Here is a 20,254-nt window from a genome sequence, read left to right on the forward strand (position 1 = left end):
TGTTTAAACAATCACCTTGATTAAACAATCGGGCGTTGACCTCTGTTAATCAGCTTCATCAGCACGTTATCCGCCGCGTCACCAGCTACACCAGACAGCTTATCGGTCAGCTTTTTCTTTTGAACATAGGAAATCGCCAACACGGTTTTGTCTTTGCACGCTTCGATAACGATGTCATCAGAGGCTTTGATCTCATCAACAAGGCCAAGCTCTTTAGCTTGAGTACCGAACCAGTGTTCGCCAGTCGCCACTTTATCAAGATCAAGTTCAGGTCTGTGCTCACGAATGAAGTCTTTGAACAGACCGTGAGTCTCTTCCAGCTCTTGCTTAAATTTATCTCGCGCCTTATCGGTGTTTTCACCAAACATAGTCAGTGTACGCTTGTACTCACCTGCGGTTAGCTGTTCAAACTCAATATCATTCTTTTTCAGAAGCTTATTAAAGTTTGGTAGTTGAGCAATCACGCCAATAGAACCAACAACCGCAAACGGTGCTGAGACAATTTTATCGGCAATACAAGCCATCATATAACCGCCACTCGCCGCCACTTTATCCACCGCAATAGTCAGTGGCAGGTTCGCCGCTTTAATACGATCTAACTGAGAAGATGCCAAACCGTAGGCATGCACCATACCGCCGCCAGACTCAAGGCGCACCAGTACTTCATCACCCTCTTTAGCAACCGCCAAAATAGCACTCACTTCTTCACGTAGCGAGGCCACTTCTTTGGCATCAATACTGCCGACAAAGTCCAGTACAAACAGATGCGGTTCGCGTTGGCTTTCAAGCGCGCCGTCTTTAGCGGCTTTCTTCACCTCTTTCTCGCGCTGCTTGTCTTTCTCTTTTTGCGCTTTCTTTTCCGCTTTGTTGCGTGCTTTAAGGAACGCGTCATCGTGAAGGTGATGCTCTAGATGTTCAACGGTGTGTTTACGCTGCTCGGTAAGGTTAGTAACCTCAAGCTCGCCCTTCGCGGCGCCTGAACGCCCACCCACTGATTTGGCAACAATGATTAATGCCACAATCGCGACGACCACTGTCACGATCTTGGCTAAAAATAATCCGTAGTCTAATAAAAATTCCAATGTCTTATCCCCTGTACGACGAATTAGTGTATTGTAACCAACTTGTCACGATTACCAACAAGAATTATACCCAAGGAAGTGTCACGTGGAATATTCAACCGCTCCTAACGCTTTGCAAGGCAAAGTGATTTTGGTTACCGGCGCGGGTGCCGGTATTGGTCGCCAGGCCGCATTAAGCTATGCAGAACATGGCGCCACGGTAATTTTGCTAGGCCGAAACGTTAACAACCTAGAGTTGGTTTACGATGAAATCGAGAAGCGTGGCTGCCCTCAACCCGCTATCATCCCGCTCGATTTAAAAGGCGCAACCAAACAAAACTATGTCGATATGGCAGAAACGATTGAAAGCCAGTTCGGTCAACTCGATGGCGTTCTGCACAACGCTGGCGTACTTGGCACGCTGAGCCCATTCGACCAAATCGATGAAGAGACGTTTGATGACGTTATGCAAATCAACGTCAAGGCGGAATTTCTGATGATGCAGGCTTTGCTACCAATTCTGAAAAAAGCAGACGCGGCTCGCATCGTCTTTACCTCTTCAACCGTTGGCCATTCAGGCCGTGCGTTCTGGGGTACCTATGCAATCTCCAAGTTCGCGGTCGAAGGTATGATGCAAATCCTGGCTGACGAACTAAGCGATACCGCTGTTCGCGTCAATGCGATTAACCCTGGTGCGACACGTACCCGTATGCGTGAAAAAGCCTACCCTGGCGAGGATGCCAACACACTGAAAACGCCACTGGATATTATGCCGCTTTATCTGCACCTTATGGATCCAAGCGTAACGAATGTCAACGGTCAGTGTATTGACGCACAGCCTAAGCGCTAACTCCCAATAGCCAAGACCAATATAAACTGAAAAAGCGGTGCACCTCATAGTTATCTCTAGTAAGAGACATCGGGTGCACCGCTTTTTTATCATCATTTGATCTTACATTTCCAACTCACTCAATGGCGGTTTAGAAACTCTACCGCTTTATCAGGAAAGTCGGTAAACAAACCATCGACTTTCACTTGATGGTAGAAAATGTCCATCATGTCATTAAAGTCTTTTGCATAGGCGGGAATACGTCCTTTATCGGCTCGAAAGGTATAGGGATGCACCTCTAAGCCGGCCTTTTTCGCACTCGCCATCAATGGCTTAACAATGATGTTATCGCGTGTTGATGACGAGTCCACCAGCATAGGCTTCCAAGGGCCAATCCCATCAGCATAAATGGCTACCTGCTCCATCCCATCGGGTTCGAACATCCAATCATAGCTATAGGGCTGCTTCACATCACCTTGATAAACCATGGTTTCGTTCCAGTTGGTGTAAGCAATGAGCTGCACCAGTTTCAGGTCCATGTTCATCTTCGGAAGTAATTGATCATTGATACGTTTAAGCTCTAACGCATCAAAGCACTGCAAGTACACCTTGTCGTCGACTGAGTCATAACCGTATTGCTTGAGTACATTGAGCACCGCTATTGAGATATCTTTACCCTCATAGCGATGAAACCAAGGTGCTTTGATCTCAGGATAGATGCCAATGTCGTAGCCCAAGGTTTTATTGAGCCCTTGAATCAGCTCAATTTCTTCTTCAAGCGTTGGCACGGTAAAGTCTGACTTCCACATTGGAAATCGATCCGGATAACCCGCAACTTTGTTACCTTGCTCATCAATCTTAAAACCTTCCGTAACCCGCAAGGTTTTGATCTCGGCCAGAGTAAAGTCTATCGCGTAATAGCGCCCATCACTTCTTGCCCGATCCGGAAAACGAGTGGCCACATCGGTGACACGATCTAAATAGTGATCATGCAATACCACTAAACGATCATCCTTGGTCATCACGACGTCTTGTTCGATATAGTCCGGTTTCATCGCATAAGCGAGCGCCTTGGCTTCTAACGTATGCTCGGGCAAATAGCCTGATGCGCCTCGATGGGCGATCACCAAGGGTTTCGCCACCGCGCTTATCGAGAAACAAAGCGCAGCGGCAGAGACAATAAACGTATTGGTTTTCATCAAAACTCCTTTTTAGTCTTATGACAGCGCCTGTTTTTCTTCCAGTTTTGCATTCTGTTGCTGCGACTCCTTAAGCTTAGCCTCATGGTGCGCTTTTTCGCCCAATAATGCGTACGTTAAGCAGATGATGGAAACAACGCACGAGCCAATCAGCAAGATGAAACCACCATCCCACCCGAAGTGATCCACGGTATAACCAAGCACGGCATTGGCTGCCACTGCACCACCTAGATAACCGAATAGCCCTGTCAGGCCTGCCGCCGTGCCTGCTGCCTTTTTAGGTGCCAGTTCTAGAGCATAAAGGCCAATGAGCATTACTGGGCCATAAATCAAAAATCCAATCGCAACAAGCGCCATCATATCTACCGCTGGATTTCCTGCTGGGTTAAACCAGTAAACCATGACTGCAACGGTGACGAGTGCCATGAATAAGATGCCTGCTGGAGCACGTCGGCCTTTAAATAGTTTATCCGATATCCAACCACACAAAAGTGTTCCTGGGATACCCGCCCACTCATACAAAAAATACGCCCAAGATGATTTGTCCACCGAGAAGTCTTTGGCTTCTTTCAGGTAAACCGGAGCCCAGTCGAGCACTCCGTAGCGAATCAAATAGACAAAGGCGTTGGCAATCGCTATCGACCACAAAAGCTTGTTAGAAAATACATATTTAAAGAAGATTTCTTTCGCCGTCATCTCCTTCTCGTGTGAATTGTCATAGTCATCCGGGTAGTCTTGCTTGTACTCTTCAATAGGCGGCAAGCCACATGACTGCGGCGTATCACGCAAGGTAAACCAGATAAAGACAGCAACGAGAGCGGCAAAAAAAGCAGGAACATAAAAAGCGGTGCGCCAGTCATCGTTAAACGCCCATAGGCCAAGAATAAACAGTGGGCCAATTAATCCACCGCCTACATTATGCGCCACATTCCACACCGAGACGATTTCACCCCGCTCTTTGCGTGACCACCAGTGCACCATAGTACGCCCGCAAGCAGGCCACCCCATGCCTTGAAACCAGCCATTGAGGAACAACAGAATAAACATGGCAGTGATGCTGCCCGTCGCCCAGGGCATAAAGCCGAAACAGAACATCACGATCGCCGACATCAACAAGCCAGCACTCAAGAAATATCTCGGATTTGAGCGATCTGATACGCTGCCCATAAGAAACTTAGAAAGTCCGTAGGCAATCGATACGGCCGCCAACGCCACACCAAGATCACCACGGCTATACCCTTGGTCGATCAAATATGGCATGGCCAAGCTAAAGTTTTTACGGACTAGGTAGTAACCGGCGTAACCAACAAATATACCGAGAAACAACTGCCATCTTAGACGTGAATAGGTGCGGTCGACTTGGGCGCCCGCTAAACGTTCGATATGTGCCTTGGGCTTAAATATTCCGAACATAGCTACCTCATTATTGAGCGATATAACAACAACGCTCGAACGAGCAAATTAATGCTCGTTCGAAATTTATCGCGAGTGTATGAGAAGCGAAAAAGAATATCTGTGACCCAAGCCGCAGCAAACAAATACTCAACTAAAATCATATGAGTAACGTTAAGTATTTGGATCGCCGTTCAATTTTCACTAGTTTTGGTTACTATCCAATTCAACGGCGGCCTGAGTTCGTTATGAGCGAGTGAAATGATGCTGTGCTAAAAAGTCGGCAGCAACAGCACTGCCGTGTTCGTAGTCTTCCAATATTTGGTCTTTTTGGCTCAACAGCCCTTTCGAAGAGAGTTCGTGTTTTGGTTGAATGTGCCAAAGATTGACATCTTCCGGCGGGGATAATAAAAACTGCTCGACTTCAGCATGGTTAGCATAGTGTGAAACCAACATATCAAGGTGACTAGTACTACTGCGACTAAACGGGGTGCGTTTGTTCTGAATATCGATCAACTGAGCCAGTTTTTCGTTATCTTGGATCCACTGCTTTAGATTCAGTTTTTCCCCTGCCATCAATTGATATTGCTCTCGATAAGACGCCAGTCGAGACTCGGTTAGGCGCTGATAGTCGGCTTTCATATTGGTAACCTTATCCGAAAACTGCTTTTGAAAGTCAGTCAGCTTCTCCTTGGTGCCAGACACTTTAAGATGGCGAATATGCGTCTCAAGACCAGCTTCTAGCTCTTTTTTCCACTTTTCCAGTGATTCGCGTACCGGTGACATGGATGTGACGGGCTGTTTTGGCTCTGGAATGGTGCTGATCACGACCATATTATTAATGCCACGACGATAGGACTCTTCTACTGGAATCGTCGCCGATACGCCGCCATCCACCCACTTTTTACCATCAAATTCAATATCATGATAATAGAGCATTGGGATCGCACAGGTTGCGCGCAGCACATCAAACCAATTGTCAGCAAAAATGGGATAGTAGTAATCTTTAAGCTCTTCCACATCGGTAATACAAGCAAGTGCAACACGCTCATCACCTAGATTTTGCTTTCCTCTTTCCAAATCGAGAGGAAACTCGCCGCTATTAACGAATTCAAATGCCCAATCCAAGTCCATCGGCTGCTGCTTTTGCAAGAACTTGTTCATATCGAAAAAGCGCTCACGGGTGGTGTAGTTGAGGATAAAATCCAGGCCTATTCCGCGCTGTTTCGCAACAAACGAAGAGACATTCAATGCCCCTGCCGAGGTGCCAATGTAGAGTGAGAATGGATCGAAATCGGCATCGATAAACTTATCTAGGACACCAGAGGCAAATGCACCTTTCTGTCCGCCACCTTGTACTATCAGCGAGTATTTTTTTTGTTGATTGAACACGCCAGCTTTCTCCACGTTCTACTTCTCCGCTACATTCGGCCATAAACGGTCGCCATAGGTTGAGATTAAAATATTTGCTCTACTGTTTACACTGTTTTTTTGTTCACTCTTATTTCTTATTTGTCACTAACCTTTTGTTTCTGCTCGCTCTGTAATCAAACAGTGTCATTGTCTCTTCATCAAGGCTTGCGGCGACGATGAATTCTTATATACTGTATGTATATACAGGTATTTTATTATGCATGAATTGATTAGTGATTTACAAAGCAAGCAACTGATTTGGAAAGGAAATCGAGTTGACTCTCCCGGTGAGTATCAAGCAACCGGCTTTCCCGAACTCGACCAACGCCTTGGTGGGGGCTTTCCTACTTCTGGCGTTATTGATATCCAATCACAGCAAGGTATTGGCGAGCTTAGATTATTGATGCCTTACGTACAAAAACACGCGGCACAACGACTGTTCGTACTGATTAATCCACCGGGCTATTTGTGTGCCGAGTATCTTTATGCTCAGGGCATCGCTCCGTCGCAAGTACTTTTGATCTATCCAGACTCTCCTCAACACGCGCTTTGGGCTGCAGAGCAATGCTTAAAAAGTGGCGCATGTTGCGGCGTTTGTCTATGGCATAGCGGGATTGAAATCCATCAAGCGAAGCGTCTTCAAGTGGCAAGTGATATTGGCCACAGTCTGCAGTTTCTGTTTAAGCCGGAACTCAATCAAGGTGACTCACAGGTATTTTCTTTACCCGTATCGCTCAGTCTGACTCTCGCACCTCACGATATGGGACTGTCGGTCTCCATTACGAAGCGTAAGGGCGGATTTGTACGCGACCAATTCGTGATTAATATGCACGACCGCTGGCCAGAACTTACTCGTACTCATCAATCTAGCTCCTCAACTGTGGTCGCGTTCCCAATGCGTCAGCAAGGATAATCGATGTTGTTGTGGTTATACCTACATTTTCCGACCTTGCAGCTCGATACCTTGTTCGCGTCATTTAAACAGGCGCAGCCTGATGCGACGGATAAACAACAAGAAGCGCTCGCCGTCGCTATTGTCGATGGTCGTCGGCATAGTGTTGTACAAGCCAATACGCACGCATTGGAACAAGGCGTTACATTAGGGATGGGGCTTGGTAGCGCCGCTGCGCTTTGCCAAGATCTACAAGTGCACCCTTATGACAGCGATGTTGAAGCTCGCCGCCTGCAAGACATTGCGCAGTGGCTCTATATGATCACCTCAGATATCTGTCTGTGTCCTCCCAATGGGCTTCTGCTTAAAGTCACCAATATGCTGTCACTTTACGACGGTATTGAGAACTATTGGAACGCTCTACAGACGCACCTCGCGCATTTAGAGGTACAAACGCACTACTCAACCGGCGTTTCGCCCTATGCGGCGATGCTCATGGCAAAACAAGGCCGAAACTGGATAGAATCCAACCGAGATAAGCTCAATGAGTCGCTCGCACGCTATCCACTGACCTGCTCTGAGCTGCCAACCAAGCAAGTCGAAAAATTGCAGCGCGTAGGAATCCAAACCATCCAAGATCTACTCGGGCTGCCACTCCCTGACATTGCCAAGCGCTTTGATATCGACTTAGTCAATTATACCGGCAGACTTACTGGGCAATTTAAACATCCCGTTGATTTCTATCATCCGCCAGAACATTTTCGTCAGTACTTGGAGCTGTTGTTTGATATCGAGAACATCGACTGGTTGCAGAAACCCTTAACACGCTTGTTCCGGCAATTGGAAGTGTTTCTTAAGCTAAGAGACAAGGTCGCATTTGAACTGTCACTGACGCTGCATCAACGTGATCACGGTGATAAATCGGTGAGCTTTCACTCGGCGCAAGGGGACTATCTTGCCGAAAAATGGCAGGCCTTATCAGCTCTTACTTTAGAAAGTATTCAATTAGACGGTGCGGTGAGTGGGTTAACTCTGAGCATAGTACGTGCCGATGAAGTGCAAGTGCATGAACACGATCTGTTTAGCGGAGTAAAAGGTCGTCAAACGGCGCTAGAGCTTATCTCCACACTACAAGCAAAGCTTGGGCAACACAGTGTCACCTCATTGAAGCTCACCGACGATCCAAGACCTGAATACGCAACCCAACCGAGCGCCCCAACCGCGACGGACTCGCCTAAGGTAAATGCTCACTTACCTATTAAGCTGCGTCCAAGTCTGCTGTTTAGCTCGCCAATGCCACTGGAGCAAAAAGTCAGTATCGTCGTTGGCCCTGAGCGTATTGTCAGCGGCTGGTGGGATGGCAACCCAGTAAAGCGTGATTACTATGTGGCACGCAGCGAGCAAGACCAATGGCTGTGGGTGTTTCGCACCGAAGACAAACAGTGGTTCATCCACGGGCAATTTAGTTAATCCTTAATTCGTTGATCAGTAGACCGTTAACCATGAAGTACGCTGAGCTTTTTTGTCAGAGCAATTTTTCCTTTCTTACCGGCGCCTCCCATGCTGAGGAGCTGGTGCTTCAGGCCGATTTTTTACAATACAGCGCCATCGCAATAACCGATGAATGCTCAGTTGCCGGAGTGGTGCGCGCTCACACAGCCATTAAGCAGCACGACTTATCGATTAAGCAGATTGTCGGCAGCATGTTTAGGCTCAATAGTGAGTGCCAATTTCTATTGCTATGCCCAAGTCGCGAGGCATACGCTGAGCTGTGCCGTATCATTACTAACGCAAGGCGTCGCTGTGAGAAAGGCGACTACCAACTCTCGGAATGGGACGTAATGTCGCTGCGTCACTGTCTGGTCATTTGGCTGCCTTGTGGTGATGAGTGCGACCTCAGATGGGGACGCTGGCTTGAGCAATACCACGCCCATAGGCTTTGGATTGGTGTACAGCGTCACCTTAATTCTCATGAGCATAAATACCTTACCCATTGTGAATCACTGGCCGTAGAACTGCAGCGCCCTATCACTGCCTGTGGTGGTGTATTGATGCACACCGCAACACGCTTGCCACTACAGCACACCTTAACCGCTATTAAGCTCAACACGTCTATCGATAAAGTATGTGGTCACTTACTGGTAAATACTGAGCGCAGCTTACGTCCTAAGGCCAAGCTGATTAAGCTGTATCGTGAAGAATGGCTAGAAGAGAGCATCTATATTGCCAGCCTATGTAAGTTCAACTTAAAAGAGCTCCAATATGAATACCCTAGCGAGCTGATCCCCAATGGCAAAACACCAATGGACTATTTAAGAGAGCTGGTCGAGCACGGTAAACGACTGCGCTTCCCTGAAGGGGTGTCTGCAGAGGTTGAGCAAACGATCGAGAAAGAGTTATTTCTTATTGAGGATCTTAAGTACCCTTTCTATTTTTTGACCATTCATGACATCGTCATGTTCGCTAAGCGACAAGGGATCCTTTATCAAGGTCGTGGCTCTGCGGCTAACTCGGTGGTCTGTTATTGTCTCGAAATTACCTCTGTCGATCCAAGACAGATCTCGGTACTTTTTGAGCGCTTTATTAGTAAAGAGCGTAATGAACCGCCTGATATTGATGTCGACTTTGAACACGAACGTCGCGAAGAAGTGATTCAATATATCTATCAAAAATATGGTCGTGAACGCGCAGCGCTAGCGGCTACGGTGATCTCTTACCGCTTTAAAAGTGCGGTACGCGATGTGGGTAAAGCGTTAGGCGTTAGTGAGACTCAGCTTGATTACTTTATCAAAAACATCAACCGCCGCGACCGCACACAAGGGTGGCAAGCGCAATTGGTCGAACTCGGACTAAAGCCGGACTCCCTAAAAGGGCAGCAATTTATTGAGCTCGTCAACGACATCACAGGCTTCCCTAGACATTTATCTCAACATGTCGGTGGCTTTGTGATTGCCTCAGGCCCTTTGTACGAGCTTGTGCCGGTAGAGAACGCTGCAATGGCTGAGCGCACCGTCATTCAGTGGGATAAAGATGACTTGGAAAGCTTAGGGCTACTTAAAGTCGATGTGCTCGCTTTAGGGATGCTCACAGCGATTCGTAAATGTTTTCAATTGGTTGAAAAGCATTATGGGCGAAAGCTGAGCATCGCCGACATTACGCGACTTCAAGACGACCCTAACGTCTACGGCATGCTTCAACGTGCTGATACTGTGGGCGTGTTTCAGATTGAATCTCGCGCGCAAATGAGCATGTTGCCACGTCTAAAACCGGCAACCTATTACGATCTTGTCATTCAAATTGCCATCGTTAGGCCGGGTCCCATTCAGGGTGATATGGTGCATCCGTTTCTTAAACGTCGTAATGGTGAAGAGCCCGTCTCTTATCCCTCAGAAGAAGTAAAAGCCGTACTCTCACGCACATTAGGCGTGCCGATTTTCCAAGAGCAAGTCATCAAACTGGCGATGGTCGCAGCAGGGTTTACCGGTGGTGAGGCTGATAAGCTGCGCCGCGCGATGGCAGCCTGGAAGAAGAATGGCAACTTGGCCAAATTTCGCCATAAATTAATCGACGGCATGCAGAAAAACGGCTATCAAATCGACTTTGCCGAGCGGTTGTTTGATCAGATCTGTGGCTTTGGTGAGTATGGCTTTCCAGAAAGTCATTCTGCGTCATTTGCAGTGCTGGCCTACTGCAGTGCTTGGCTGAAGTATTACTATCCTGAGGCCTTTTACACCTCACTGCTGAATAGCCTTCCTATGGGCTTCTATAGCGCTTCACAATTGATTCAAGACGCTAAACGACATCAGGTCGATATCGCGCCTGTCTGTGTCAATCGCTCGACGTATCATCACTATCTAAGAAAAAATGCCAAAGGGCTAACACTTCAGTTGGGGTTTAGGCAGGTCAATGGATTAAGTGAGCAGAGCATTCAAAAGCTTCTGCAGCATAGGCCACCAGAGGGCTTTCGAACCCCAACGCAAATCAAGCAACTAGGGCTCAATCGACGTGAACTGGAAACTCTGGCCTCAGCCAATGCTCTCCAGTGTATTTCAGGAGATCGCTACGCCACACGCTGGGCAATGATGGACAACTTAGATGATTTGCCACTCTTTCAGCACAGTGCTCAAGCACCATCAGCAGCTGCGGATCCGTTACCTTACAAGCCTTCTGCCATTGAAGATATGCTTGAAGATTTTTCATCCATGAATGTATCACTTAACAAGCACCCTATTGCCCTGCTCGATGAAGCAGGCAAACTTGGTCGCTTCACCCGAATGACAGAGTTGATAACCAAAGAGCATCAATCCCTGGTCACGGTAGTGGGTATGGTCACAGGTAAGCAATCTCCGGGAACGGCAGCTGGAGTCACCTTCTTCACATTAGAAGACGACACTGGGAATATTAACGTCGTAGTATGGCAAGCCACCGCTAGGGCACAAAAGCAAGCTTATCTCACCTCAAAGATCCTCAAGGTGAAAGGCATATTAGAACGTGAAGGCGAGGTAACGCATGTCATTGCAGGTCGGCTTATTGACATGACAGAGCAGTTAAGTGAGCTGAAAGTACAGTCTCGTGAGTTTCACTAATCCTGCACTTTTTACTGAAAGCAAAAATACAAAAGCGGGAACCGACGTTCCCGCTTTTTTAAATCGCTTGGATTATACATCCATTTTTACTGCCGCTTCCGTACGTCTTTTCTTCCATTCCTTGTAGATGAGTAAACTCAAAGTCATTAAGACCTTCGACGTTAACCATATCATTCTGATGGAACAACCTTTAGCTGGTAGTAAATTATATTGCGCGTATCTAAGAGTAACTCTCATTAGATATCGTCTAATTATAGACCAAACCTTACCGTATGTCGTGCTCTATTTTACAACGCAAAATTATAAATCGCGACGAATACGCTGCTGAACCACATCTACCAACAAGTCAGGCTGAAATTTAGAAATGAAACGATCGCACCCAACTTTCTCTACCATTGCATCGTTGAAGCTACCACTGAGAGAAGTATTTAAGGTGATAAACAGATCTTTCATACGCGGATCGCTTCTCACTTCATGTGTGAGTTTGTAGCCATCCATTTCTGGCATTTCGGCGTCGGTGATCATCATCAGAAGTTCGCTGCACACATCAATACCTTCATCACTCCACTGCTTGAGCAAGTTCAGTGCCATTAAACCATCAAAACACTCGATGATTTCCACACCAAGCTGAGCAAGCGTCGCTTTGACCTGATGACGAGCCGTTGATGAGTCATCAACAATCAATATTTTCTTACCAGCCAAGTGAGGCAATAGAGCGCGATCTAAGGTTTCTTCGGAAATGGCAATGTCGTAGTCGATGATCTCAGCCAAAACTTTTTCAACATCAATGATTTCAACCAGACTCACGCCATCCGCTTCTTCAACTTTAGTGATAGCGGTGAGGTAATTAGAACGTCCGACAGTGCGTGGCGGCGGTTGGATCTCAGTCCAAGCGGTATTAACGATATTCTTCACTTCACCGACTAGGAAGCCCTGAACGGTGCGATTGTATTCGGTGATAATAAGGTTTTGTACGGCTTCTTCCTGCAAGGTAGGAAAACCAATGGCACGACGCAGATCAATGACCGGCAGGGATTCACCACGAAGGGAGGCGACACCACGGATGCTGGGATGTGAACCAGGAAGCTGAGTTAAAGGAGGCAACTTAAGCACCTCTTTAACCTTAAAAACATTGATAGCAAAAGTCTGGCGACTGTTCAGCGTGAACATCAACAGCTCAAGTCTATTTTCACCCACCAATTGGGTACGCTGGTCAACAGAACTCAATACACTCGACATGAGGCTTCCTTGGCAAAAAACTATAACAATTTCTTATCTCATGTTATCGGCAGGGAGCACAAGAAGTTTACTGTCTGAACAAGCAAAAATATGACCGTCAGCAAAGAGTGTGAAAAGCGTTATCCTTCAATAACTTTCATTAACAACAGGCCATCATATAGGGCTTGTTTGACCAAGGCTGCACCTGGCATCGTCGCTTGCTTATAAAAGCGTGACTCGACCAATTTAAGATCTTCGGTATAAACCGGCAAACTTTGACTGGCAATACAGCGCTCGATCGCAGGATAAAGTATGTCTTTGGCTTGGTTGATGACGCCACCAATCAGTACCTTCTCTGGGTTGAACAGGTTAATCACAATCGCAATCGCACTGCCAAGGTGCTCGCCAAGCTTTTCAATCACATTGATAGCAAGAGCATCACCTTTTACTGCCGCTTCGCAAATCGCTTCTACCGATATCTCTTCGCATTCGGATAGTATCGATGCTTCACCTTTTGCCAGTCGCTGAGTGACTTCGTCGCGGATTGCCTGAGAGCTCGCGACCGTCTCAAGGCACCCAGTATTGCCACAATGACAATCCTTGCCTTGGCGATTGATCTGGATATGGCCTAGTTCGCCAATGTTACCGTGGCGCCCTTGCAATACTCGACCATCTAGGATGATACCCGCACCAAGACCATGGTGAATGGAAATCAGTACAGAGTTATCACAGTCCTGAGAATGCCCAAATAAGTTCTCAGCCAGGGCCCAAGCTCGGGTGTCGTTCGCCACAAAGACTGGCAATCCAGTTACTTTGAATATTTCTTCAGCAACATTAAGGTTCTTAACATTGTAATGAGGCATCTGCAGAACGATGCCCTTGTCAGAGTTCACTAACCCCGGAAGCGTAAGCGCGATGCTGGTGACACGATCGAGCTGCTCGCTGTAGCTTTCGAAAAAGTCTTCAATCTCATACAACAAACGAGCGAGCACGTCTTCTTGATCCATTTCATGAATTTCAATTTTGGTATCAATAAGAACATCGCCACCAAGCTCGTGCAGCGCAATAGATAGGTAACCACGACCTAGACGCATAGAGAGAAATTGCCAACCTTGATTATTGGTCTGTAAACCAACCGCAGGGCGGCCTCGGCTGGTTGCTTCTTGAACCGCCGTCTCATGAATTAGATGTGCTTGAATGAGTTCTCGCGTAATTTTTGTGATACTAGCAGGTGCTAAATCACTTAATTTAGATAGGTCGATACGCGAAATAGGCCCAAATTGGTCTATCAGTTTATACACACGACCAGCATTGATCTGCTTGATATGATCAATGTGCCCGGGTTGAGCCATGTACATTTTGAACTCCAAAAAACAACAACCTGTTAATTTTTTTACTTTGCGAAGTAATTGTGAAGCAGTTTATAAGATTGCCGTGACAAATATCACGCATATAGATGGATCTTTGGGGCACGTATCAAGTTACGCTCATAGGGTCTGTCACAGTTTGCGGTATAACTGTTCGATTATTAACCACCTGTTTTTAATGACTTGTTACGTTATATGGCACTTATTTAGCACCAATTAATAACTTGCGAATTTGTCAATACTCTAAGAGGTTAGCTGGCTTGGTGGGGTTGCCAGAGATCGGTATTGCTACTAAATAGTGCTTTGTGTCGTTTTGCAAAATTATAGCTTTCAACAAAACGGAAACCGGCGTCTAAACCAACTTGATAGTCGTGTAAAATGTCGTCGACATCACTAAGTAGCGACGATGTCTTAAGTGGCTGATCAGGCGCTATTTGCCAAATGAAACAATCATCCGGTGGAGTCTTTAAAAATTCACTGGTCAGCGAATACGTCTGATAGTGCACCATTAACATGTCGGCAAGTCCAGAATCAAAACGTTCTCCAAATAAGTGACTAAGGCGATAGATATCTCCAGCGCCAAACAGCCACCGTCCACCATTGATCAGCTTAAGGTGCTCAGCGTGCTTTAATGTGTCAGCCTTTGCCTGACGACTTTCAAAAAAAGAGCCCCAGTCATTTGACCACTGCTCGACTTTATCTTGCCATTGCAACTGCAAGTTGTTTAACGAATCTCTTAGCCAAGTGGGTGATTCTGTCGCGACGGGTTCATCCTCTACAAGCTTGGGTTCTTCGGTAACATACTGCTCGGTTCGAATAACGATAATACTCCGACACTCTTGTCGCCACGCTTGCTGAACAGGGATGGAAGCCGAGACTCCTCCATCAATAAACTCATTTCCTTGATGGGCAACGGTGCCTTCAAACAATGTAGGGATGGCGCTAGTGGCCATCAATACTTGATACCAATCCTCTTGCAGCATAGGCAGGTAATGATCTTTTAACGTATTCACGTCGGTGGTCGCCGCAAAAGCGCGCCGATGCCCCACTACTCGTCGCCCCATATCGATATCGAGTTTGTATGGATAATCACAAATCTTATCCAGCGCCCATTTAAGGTTGAGATATTGCTTGCGACGCATAAAGCGAAATAAATGAAAAAACTCAGGATCCGTAGTTAAATCTAGGATAAATGACTTACCAAGCTCAGCTTGACGGGAAAGGAATGCGCAAATGTTCAAGGCCCCTGCTGATGTGCCGTAAAACTCATCAAAGGGGTCGAAATTAGACAATAAAAAGGCGTCGAGCACACCTGATGTGAAGATGCCACGTTGACCTCCACCTTGTGCCACTAACGCCGTTTTCCCGTCTACATATTTACCAAATTGTTGATAGTCGATGACGGTGCGGGCATTGGTTACTAAGCCTGCGTTCGCCATATCGTTGTCTAAACTGACAAGATAGCGATAGCACCAAACGTAATAATCGTACTAAACGCAATAGTTGTGATTGTGAGTGCTAACTTTAAATCGTACTCCATAACCTCTCCTTTTGTAACATTTCAGTTACCATTGTGACACACATTTACAATCTTAAAATAACCACCTAAAAATTATGGCGTTATAGTCACACTATGATTAAAACTAGTAGAAGAAATGTGATTTGAAAAACAGATATTCTGTTTAGGAGTAAGAAATGCGTTCATACCCTACTACTGGAGCCACCAAAACACTGACTCGTGTGATTGCCATCACCACAGCGGTTTTTATTAGCGTTCACTGCAATGCAACCATCATAGTGACCCCATTTATTGGTTACTCTTTGGGTGGCGGAGCTGAGACCGCAGACGGTACCAACTATGATATTTCTCCTTCCGCAAATTTGGCATTGGCTATCGAATTCCCGTTTCGAAATGGAAGAATGGGTGCTTTTTATTCAAGACAAGACTCCTCTCTCGATAACCTAAACCTTGATACTACAATCCAATACCTTCAGTTTCAGAGCAGTGCCGAGTATCAAATCGGAGAAAGTACTCAGACTTATATCGGTGCAGGATTAGGCGCCTCTCATACGTCAGGCCAGTGGACGAAATCTCACACCGGCTTTGCCGCCAGCATTTTTGGTGGGGTTGAATATTACCTCACCAAGAATCTAGCAATCAACGGACAGCTCCGCTGGCAAGGTACTGTTGTAAGTAACGATTCCGTTTCCATCTGTAATCTTCCTACTGAAGATCAGAGCTGCTTCATTGCCTTTAATACGAATTGGATGAATCAGGTGCAAACGAATCTAGGTTTGAGTGTCAAATTTTGAAGAGCTACAATCATCGCTAGTAAGCCGTTGTAAAAAAGCCTGCTTGATAGACCATACCAAGCAGGCTTTTTGCAGCGATGAATCGTTACTTATGACGCTCTTTGAGCTTGTTCACTACATCATTCATCGATAAGCCTTGGTCTTGCAACAGCACCATCAAGTGATAGATAAGATCGGCAGATTCACAAACTAGTTCATCCTTGTCACCCGACGTTGCCGCAAGCGCGACTTCAACACCTTCTTCGCCCACTTTTTGCGATATACGTTTGGTGCCGCGGGCGTAGAGGCTCGCGGTATAAGAAGATTCCGGATCCGCATCTTTTCGAGCGGCAAGAAGTTGCTCAAGCTGATGAAGCCACACCATTTGCGACTCCTCTTGAGGATCGCCATCAAAGCACGTTGTTGTACCGGTGTGACACGTAGGACCGATTGGATCGACCTTAACAAGTAAGGTGTCATTGTCACAATCCAAAGAGATGTTCTTAAGCTGAAGGACATTTCCTGACGTTTCACCTTTAGTCCAAAGGCGAGATTTGGTACGTGAAAAGAAAGTGACTTGTTCGGTATCTAACGTTTTTTCAAGCGCGGCAGGGTTCATGTACCCCATCATCAATACTTGGCTAGATTGAAAGTCTTGGACGATCGCTGGAACCATACCGTCTACTTTTTCCCAGTCGATACGCTGTGTTAAATCGGCGGCTGTTTGGCTCATAATCTGATCTCCACACCTTGTTGTTTCAAATACTGCTTTAGCTCACCAATATTGATGATCTGCTTGTGGAATACCGATGCCGCGAGTGCGCCATCAACGTTAGTTTTCTGGTAGGCTTCGGCAAAGTGCTCCATAGCACCCGCACCACCTGATGCGATAAGCGGTACGTTACACACTTCGCGCACCATATTGAGCTGCTCAATATCGTAGCCATTGCGGACGCCATCTTGGTTCATCATATTCAGAACGATTTCACCTGCACCGCGCTTTTGCACTTCCTGCACCCAATCACGGGTTTCCCATTTGGTCGCTTTAGTGCGCGCTTCATCGCCCGTAAACTGGTAAACCTGATACTTACCCGTCTCTTTGTCAAAGTACGAGTCGATACCCACAACGATACACTGCACGCCAAACTTATCCGCCAGATCGGTGATAAGCTCAGGGTTGGCAAGCGCAGGTGAGTTGATAGACACTTTATCTGCACCAAACTCAAGAATGCGCGCCGCGTCTTCTGCTGATTTAATACCACCAGCAACGCAGAAAGGGATATCAATCACTTCTGCAACACGCGCGACCCAGCTTTTATCAACAACACGGCCATCACTGGATGCAGTGATGTCATAAAAGACCAGCTCATCAGCACCCTCTTCCGCATAGCGAGCGGCTAAAGGTACGATGTCACCAATGATCTCGTGGTTGCGAAATTGAACACCTTTAACCACTTGTCCATCACGGACATCCAAACAAGGAATTATTCGCTTTGCCAGCATTGGAATGCCTCCTCTGCGGTAAATTTACCATCCAATAATGCACGGCCAACAATCACGCCAGACACGCCAGTGCCTTTCAGCGCTTCAATATCCGCTAGACTGCCAATGCCACCCGATGATTGGAATTGAACCTGTGGGTATTGCTTACATAGGTCAACATACAGCTCAACATTGCTGCCTGCTAGCGTGCCATCTCGAGAAATATCCGTGCACAATACGTGCTTAAGACCCACTGTTAGGTAATCATCAATCAATGCTTCGATGGTGACGCCAGAGTCTTCTTGCCAACCAGAAATCGCTACTTTTCGAGTGCCGTTCTCATCGATATTAATATCCAGCGCAAGCACAATACGCTCAGCGCCGTATTTTTCCATCCAGCCTTTTACTAACTCAGGCTGCTTAACGGCCGTAGAGCCAACCACGACACGCTGTGCACCCGCTTCTAGCAGGTCTACTACATCTTGTTCACTGCGAACGCCGCCGCCAATTTGAATGTTAGCCGGCGTACCCGCGAGCAATTTAGCGATAAGATCGAGCTGGCGTGCCGTCGTATCTTTAGCCCCTGTCAGATCAACAAGGTGCAGCCAGTTTGCACCAGCTTGGTGGTACAAGTTGAACTGATCAACAGGATCCACTTTGTACTCGGTCACTTGACCATAGTCGCCTTGGTAAAGACGTACTACTTGTCCTTCAATAAAGTCTAATGCAGGAATAATCACGTTTCAATCCTTCTGCCCCACTACCTTGTGAGGCGATAATGTGTCTGTTCTATTTAGTGCCAAGCTCGAGCTTGGCAAAACGGCGGTTATACCAGTTCTAAGAAGTTCTGAATCAGCTTTGAACCCGCTTTCGAAGAGCGCTCCGGGTGGAACTGCACGCCATAGTAATTACCGCTTTGAATTGCTGCGCTAAACGGGTTCCCGTAGTCACACTCTGCAATTGTGTAGTCGCCCACTGGCATACCGAAGCTGTGTACAAAATAGAAGTACTCACCCTCTTCAATTCCGGCAAAAAGTGGATTGCCTGGAGCCGCTTTCACGGTATTCCAGCCCATATGAGGTAGTGGCAAATCACCCGTTTCTAAACGTCTTACTTCACCTTCACATAGACCTAGACACTCAACAAGCTCATCTGCCTTTTGGCCTTTCTCTTGAGAAAGCTTACCAAGTAGCTGCATCCCAAGACAGATCCCAAGCACGGGCTTTTCAACCTGTTTTACTAACTCGATGAGGTTCCGCTCTTCAAGGTTTTTCATTGCTTCACTAGCCGTGCCAACACCTGGTAGAAACAGTTTGTCTGCGGCTAAAACCACTTCTGGCTCTTTAGAGATAACCACTTGATAGCCAAGACGCTCAATCGCGAACTTCACCGAAGAAACGTTAGCGCAGCCTGTATCGATAATGACAACATTTTGGGTGGTCATTACAAGACTCCTTTACTGCTTGGTAGCTCATTGCCTTCCACTTTAATTGCTTGGCGAAGTGTGCGACCAAACGCTTTAAAGAGGCTTTCAATTATGTGGTGATCATTGTCACCAGAAGAAGATAGGTGCAGCGTACACGCTAGCGTATCTGTCAGTGAACGGAAGAAGTGCACCACCATTTCTGTCGACAGGTCACCCACTTGCTCACGAGAGAACTGGGCATCAAACTTAAGGTAAGGGCGGCCTGAAAGATCCAAACCACATTGCGCAAGACACTCATCCATTGGCAGGCTGAAACCAAAGCGGCCAATACCGCGTTTATCACCAAGCGCCTCTTTTAGCGCTTGACCTAGTGCCAGTGCCGTATCTTCAATGGTGTGGTGATCATCAATGTGCAAATCGCCTTTAACGAGACACTTCATCTGGAAGCCACCGTGCGTTGCGATTTGATCCAGCATGTGATCAAAGAAGCCCATACCGGTAGAAATTTCGTTGCCGCCTGCTTCATCGAGGTTTACGAAAACTTTAATGTCGGTTTCTTTCGTGGTTCTTACCACTTCAGCTGTGCGCGCTTTCACCGTGAGATCTTTTAAGATCTGCTTCCAACCCATAGTTTCCGGGTTGTACTGAATACCGCGAATCGCCATGTTTTCAGCAAGTTGTAGATCGGTGTGACGATCGCCAATCACTGCTGAGGTTTTAAAGTCCACTTTGCCGCTTTGTAGGTACTCTTTCACAAGACCCAGTTTAGGCTTGCGGCACGAGCAGTTGTCTTCGTCAAAGTGAGGGCAAATCAGCACATCATCAAACTTTACGCCCTGAGACTCAAAGATCTCCATCATCATGTTATGCGGGGCATCAAAGTCGGCTTGCGGGTAGCTGTCAGTGCCTAGGCCATCTTGGTTCGTCACCATCACTAGGCGGTAGCCTGCATCTTGCAGTGCTAGCAGGCTTGGGATGACGTATGGTTCAAGCTTCAGCTTATCCAGACGGTCAACTTGAAAGTCCACTGGCGGCTCGACAATTAACGTACCGTCGCGGTCAATAAATAAAATTTTCTGTTGGTTGCTCACTCTATA

Annotated in this window: 18 protein-coding genes; 5 read left to right on the forward strand and 13 right to left on the reverse strand. The window is 46.8% G+C overall.

Translation table 11 applies throughout. The annotated features are described in order from the left end of the window. Nucleotides 1-20: 20 nt before the first annotated feature. Entirely contained in the window at nt 21-1,082 is a 1,062-nt protein-coding gene (gene sohB / locus PG915_RS11035; RefSeq protein ID WP_112477871.1) for a protease SohB, read from the reverse strand. 85 nt (nt 1,083-1,167) lie between these two features. Between sohB and PG915_RS11040 the strand changes: the two genes are divergently transcribed. Beyond that, nucleotides 1,168-1,911, forward strand: a complete 744-nt coding sequence (locus tag PG915_RS11040; protein ID WP_353496578.1) for a YciK family oxidoreductase — start codon at nt 1,168-1,170, stop codon at nt 1,909-1,911. Nucleotides 1,912-2,030: 119 nt separating this feature from the next. Here PG915_RS11040 and glpQ read toward each other — a convergent pair whose 3' ends face one another. The 3 genes from glpQ to PG915_RS11055 all read right to left on the reverse strand — a co-directional run bounded on the left by glpQ (nt 2,031) and on the right by PG915_RS11055 (nt 5,873). Further along, nucleotides 2,031-3,089, reverse strand: coding sequence for a glycerophosphodiester phosphodiesterase (glpQ, locus tag PG915_RS11045; protein ID WP_353496579.1), 1,059 nt, complete (start codon nt 3,087-3,089; stop codon nt 2,031-2,033). Between the two features lie 18 nt (nt 3,090-3,107). Then, complete coding sequence (glpT, locus tag PG915_RS11050; RefSeq protein ID WP_353496580.1) at nt 3,108-4,502, reverse strand: glycerol-3-phosphate transporter; 1,395 nt, start codon at nt 4,500-4,502, stop codon at nt 3,108-3,110. 225 nt (nt 4,503-4,727) lie between these two features. After that, nucleotides 4,728-5,873 carry a patatin-like phospholipase family protein gene (locus PG915_RS11055; protein WP_353496581.1) on the reverse strand — a complete coding sequence of 382 codons (1,146 nt, stop codon included), beginning with the start codon at nt 5,871-5,873 and terminating at the stop codon, nt 4,728-4,730. A gap of 238 nt (nt 5,874-6,111) precedes the next feature. On the opposite strand from PG915_RS11055, the gene imuA reads away from it, so the two are divergent. The 3 genes from imuA to PG915_RS11070 are packed head-to-tail and all read left to right on the forward strand — an operon-like array spanning nt 6,112 to nt 11,372. Next, nucleotides 6,112-6,807, forward strand: a complete 696-nt coding sequence (imuA, locus tag PG915_RS11060) for a translesion DNA synthesis-associated protein ImuA (RefSeq protein WP_353496582.1) — start codon at nt 6,112-6,114, stop codon at nt 6,805-6,807. Between the two features lie 6 nt (nt 6,808-6,813). Continuing rightward, nucleotides 6,814-8,256: a Y-family DNA polymerase gene (locus tag PG915_RS11065; protein WP_353498710.1), complete on the forward strand. Its 1,443-nt coding sequence runs from the start codon at nt 6,814-6,816 to the stop codon at nt 8,254-8,256. A 32-nt stretch (nt 8,257-8,288) separates the two neighbouring features. Next, nucleotides 8,289-11,372 carry an error-prone DNA polymerase gene (locus PG915_RS11070; protein ID WP_353496583.1) on the forward strand — a complete coding sequence of 1,028 codons (3,084 nt, stop codon included), beginning with the start codon at nt 8,289-8,291 and terminating at the stop codon, nt 11,370-11,372. 300 nt (nt 11,373-11,672) lie between these two features. On the opposite strand, the gene PG915_RS11075 is transcribed toward PG915_RS11070, so the two are convergent. The 4 genes from PG915_RS11075 to PG915_RS11090 all read right to left on the reverse strand — a co-directional run bounded on the left by PG915_RS11075 (nt 11,673) and on the right by PG915_RS11090 (nt 15,497). Then, on the reverse strand, nt 11,673-12,611 hold the full coding sequence (locus tag PG915_RS11075; protein ID WP_353496584.1) for a chemotaxis protein CheV: 939 nt from the start codon (nt 12,609-12,611) through the stop codon (nt 11,673-11,675). Nucleotides 12,612-12,730: 119 nt separating this feature from the next. Beyond that, the gene (mlc, locus tag PG915_RS11080) at nt 12,731-13,948 is read right to left on the reverse strand and encodes a sugar metabolism global transcriptional regulator Mlc (protein WP_353496585.1); all 1,218 of its coding nucleotides are present in this window, start codon (nt 13,946-13,948) and stop codon (nt 12,731-12,733) included. A gap of 260 nt (nt 13,949-14,208) precedes the next feature. Further along, a complete protein-coding gene (locus tag PG915_RS11085; protein WP_353496586.1) occupies nt 14,209-15,396 on the reverse strand; it encodes a patatin-like phospholipase family protein in 1,188 nt (395 codons plus the stop codon). Between the two features lie 8 nt (nt 15,397-15,404). Continuing rightward, nucleotides 15,405-15,497 carry a YnhF family membrane protein gene (locus PG915_RS11090; RefSeq protein ID WP_353496587.1) on the reverse strand — a complete coding sequence of 31 codons (93 nt, stop codon included), beginning with the start codon at nt 15,495-15,497 and terminating at the stop codon, nt 15,405-15,407. 155 nt (nt 15,498-15,652) lie between these two features. On the opposite strand from PG915_RS11090, the gene PG915_RS11095 reads away from it, so the two are divergent. Continuing rightward, on the forward strand, nt 15,653-16,270 hold the full coding sequence (locus PG915_RS11095) for an outer membrane protein (RefSeq protein ID WP_353496588.1): 618 nt from the start codon (nt 15,653-15,655) through the stop codon (nt 16,268-16,270). Nucleotides 16,271-16,355: 85 nt separating this feature from the next. Here the strand turns inward: PG915_RS11095 and hisIE are convergent, their stop codons facing one another. The 5 genes from hisIE to hisB all read right to left on the reverse strand — a co-directional run bounded on the left by hisIE (nt 16,356) and on the right by hisB (nt 20,248). After that, the gene (gene hisIE / locus PG915_RS11100) at nt 16,356-16,982 is read right to left on the reverse strand and encodes a bifunctional phosphoribosyl-AMP cyclohydrolase/phosphoribosyl-ATP diphosphatase HisIE (protein WP_353496589.1); all 627 of its coding nucleotides are present in this window, start codon (nt 16,980-16,982) and stop codon (nt 16,356-16,358) included. Then, on the reverse strand, nt 16,979-17,752 hold the full coding sequence (hisF, locus tag PG915_RS11105; RefSeq protein ID WP_042501863.1) for an imidazole glycerol phosphate synthase subunit HisF: 774 nt from the start codon (nt 17,750-17,752) through the stop codon (nt 16,979-16,981). Before hisF ends, hisIE begins: the two co-directional genes overlap by 4 nt. Further along, the gene (gene hisA, locus PG915_RS11110; protein ID WP_353496590.1) at nt 17,734-18,471 is read right to left on the reverse strand and encodes a 1-(5-phosphoribosyl)-5-[(5-phosphoribosylamino)methylideneamino]imidazole-4-carboxamide isomerase; all 738 of its coding nucleotides are present in this window, start codon (nt 18,469-18,471) and stop codon (nt 17,734-17,736) included. The genes hisF and hisA overlap by 19 nt, the downstream gene beginning before the upstream one ends. 86 nt (nt 18,472-18,557) lie before the next feature. Next, nucleotides 18,558-19,175 (reverse strand): imidazole glycerol phosphate synthase subunit HisH, encoded by a 618-nt coding sequence (gene hisH / locus PG915_RS11115; protein WP_353496591.1) that lies wholly within the window; start codon nt 19,173-19,175, stop codon nt 18,558-18,560. Further along, a complete protein-coding gene (gene hisB / locus PG915_RS11120) occupies nt 19,175-20,248 on the reverse strand; it encodes a bifunctional histidinol-phosphatase/imidazoleglycerol-phosphate dehydratase HisB (protein ID WP_353496592.1) in 1,074 nt (357 codons plus the stop codon). The genes hisH and hisB overlap by 1 nt, the downstream gene beginning before the upstream one ends. Nucleotides 20,249-20,254 lie beyond the last annotated feature (6 nt).

It is taken from the genome of Vibrio sp. CB1-14, assembly GCF_040412085.2.
Taxonomy (GTDB): domain Bacteria; phylum Pseudomonadota; class Gammaproteobacteria; order Enterobacterales; family Vibrionaceae; genus Vibrio; species Vibrio chaetopteri.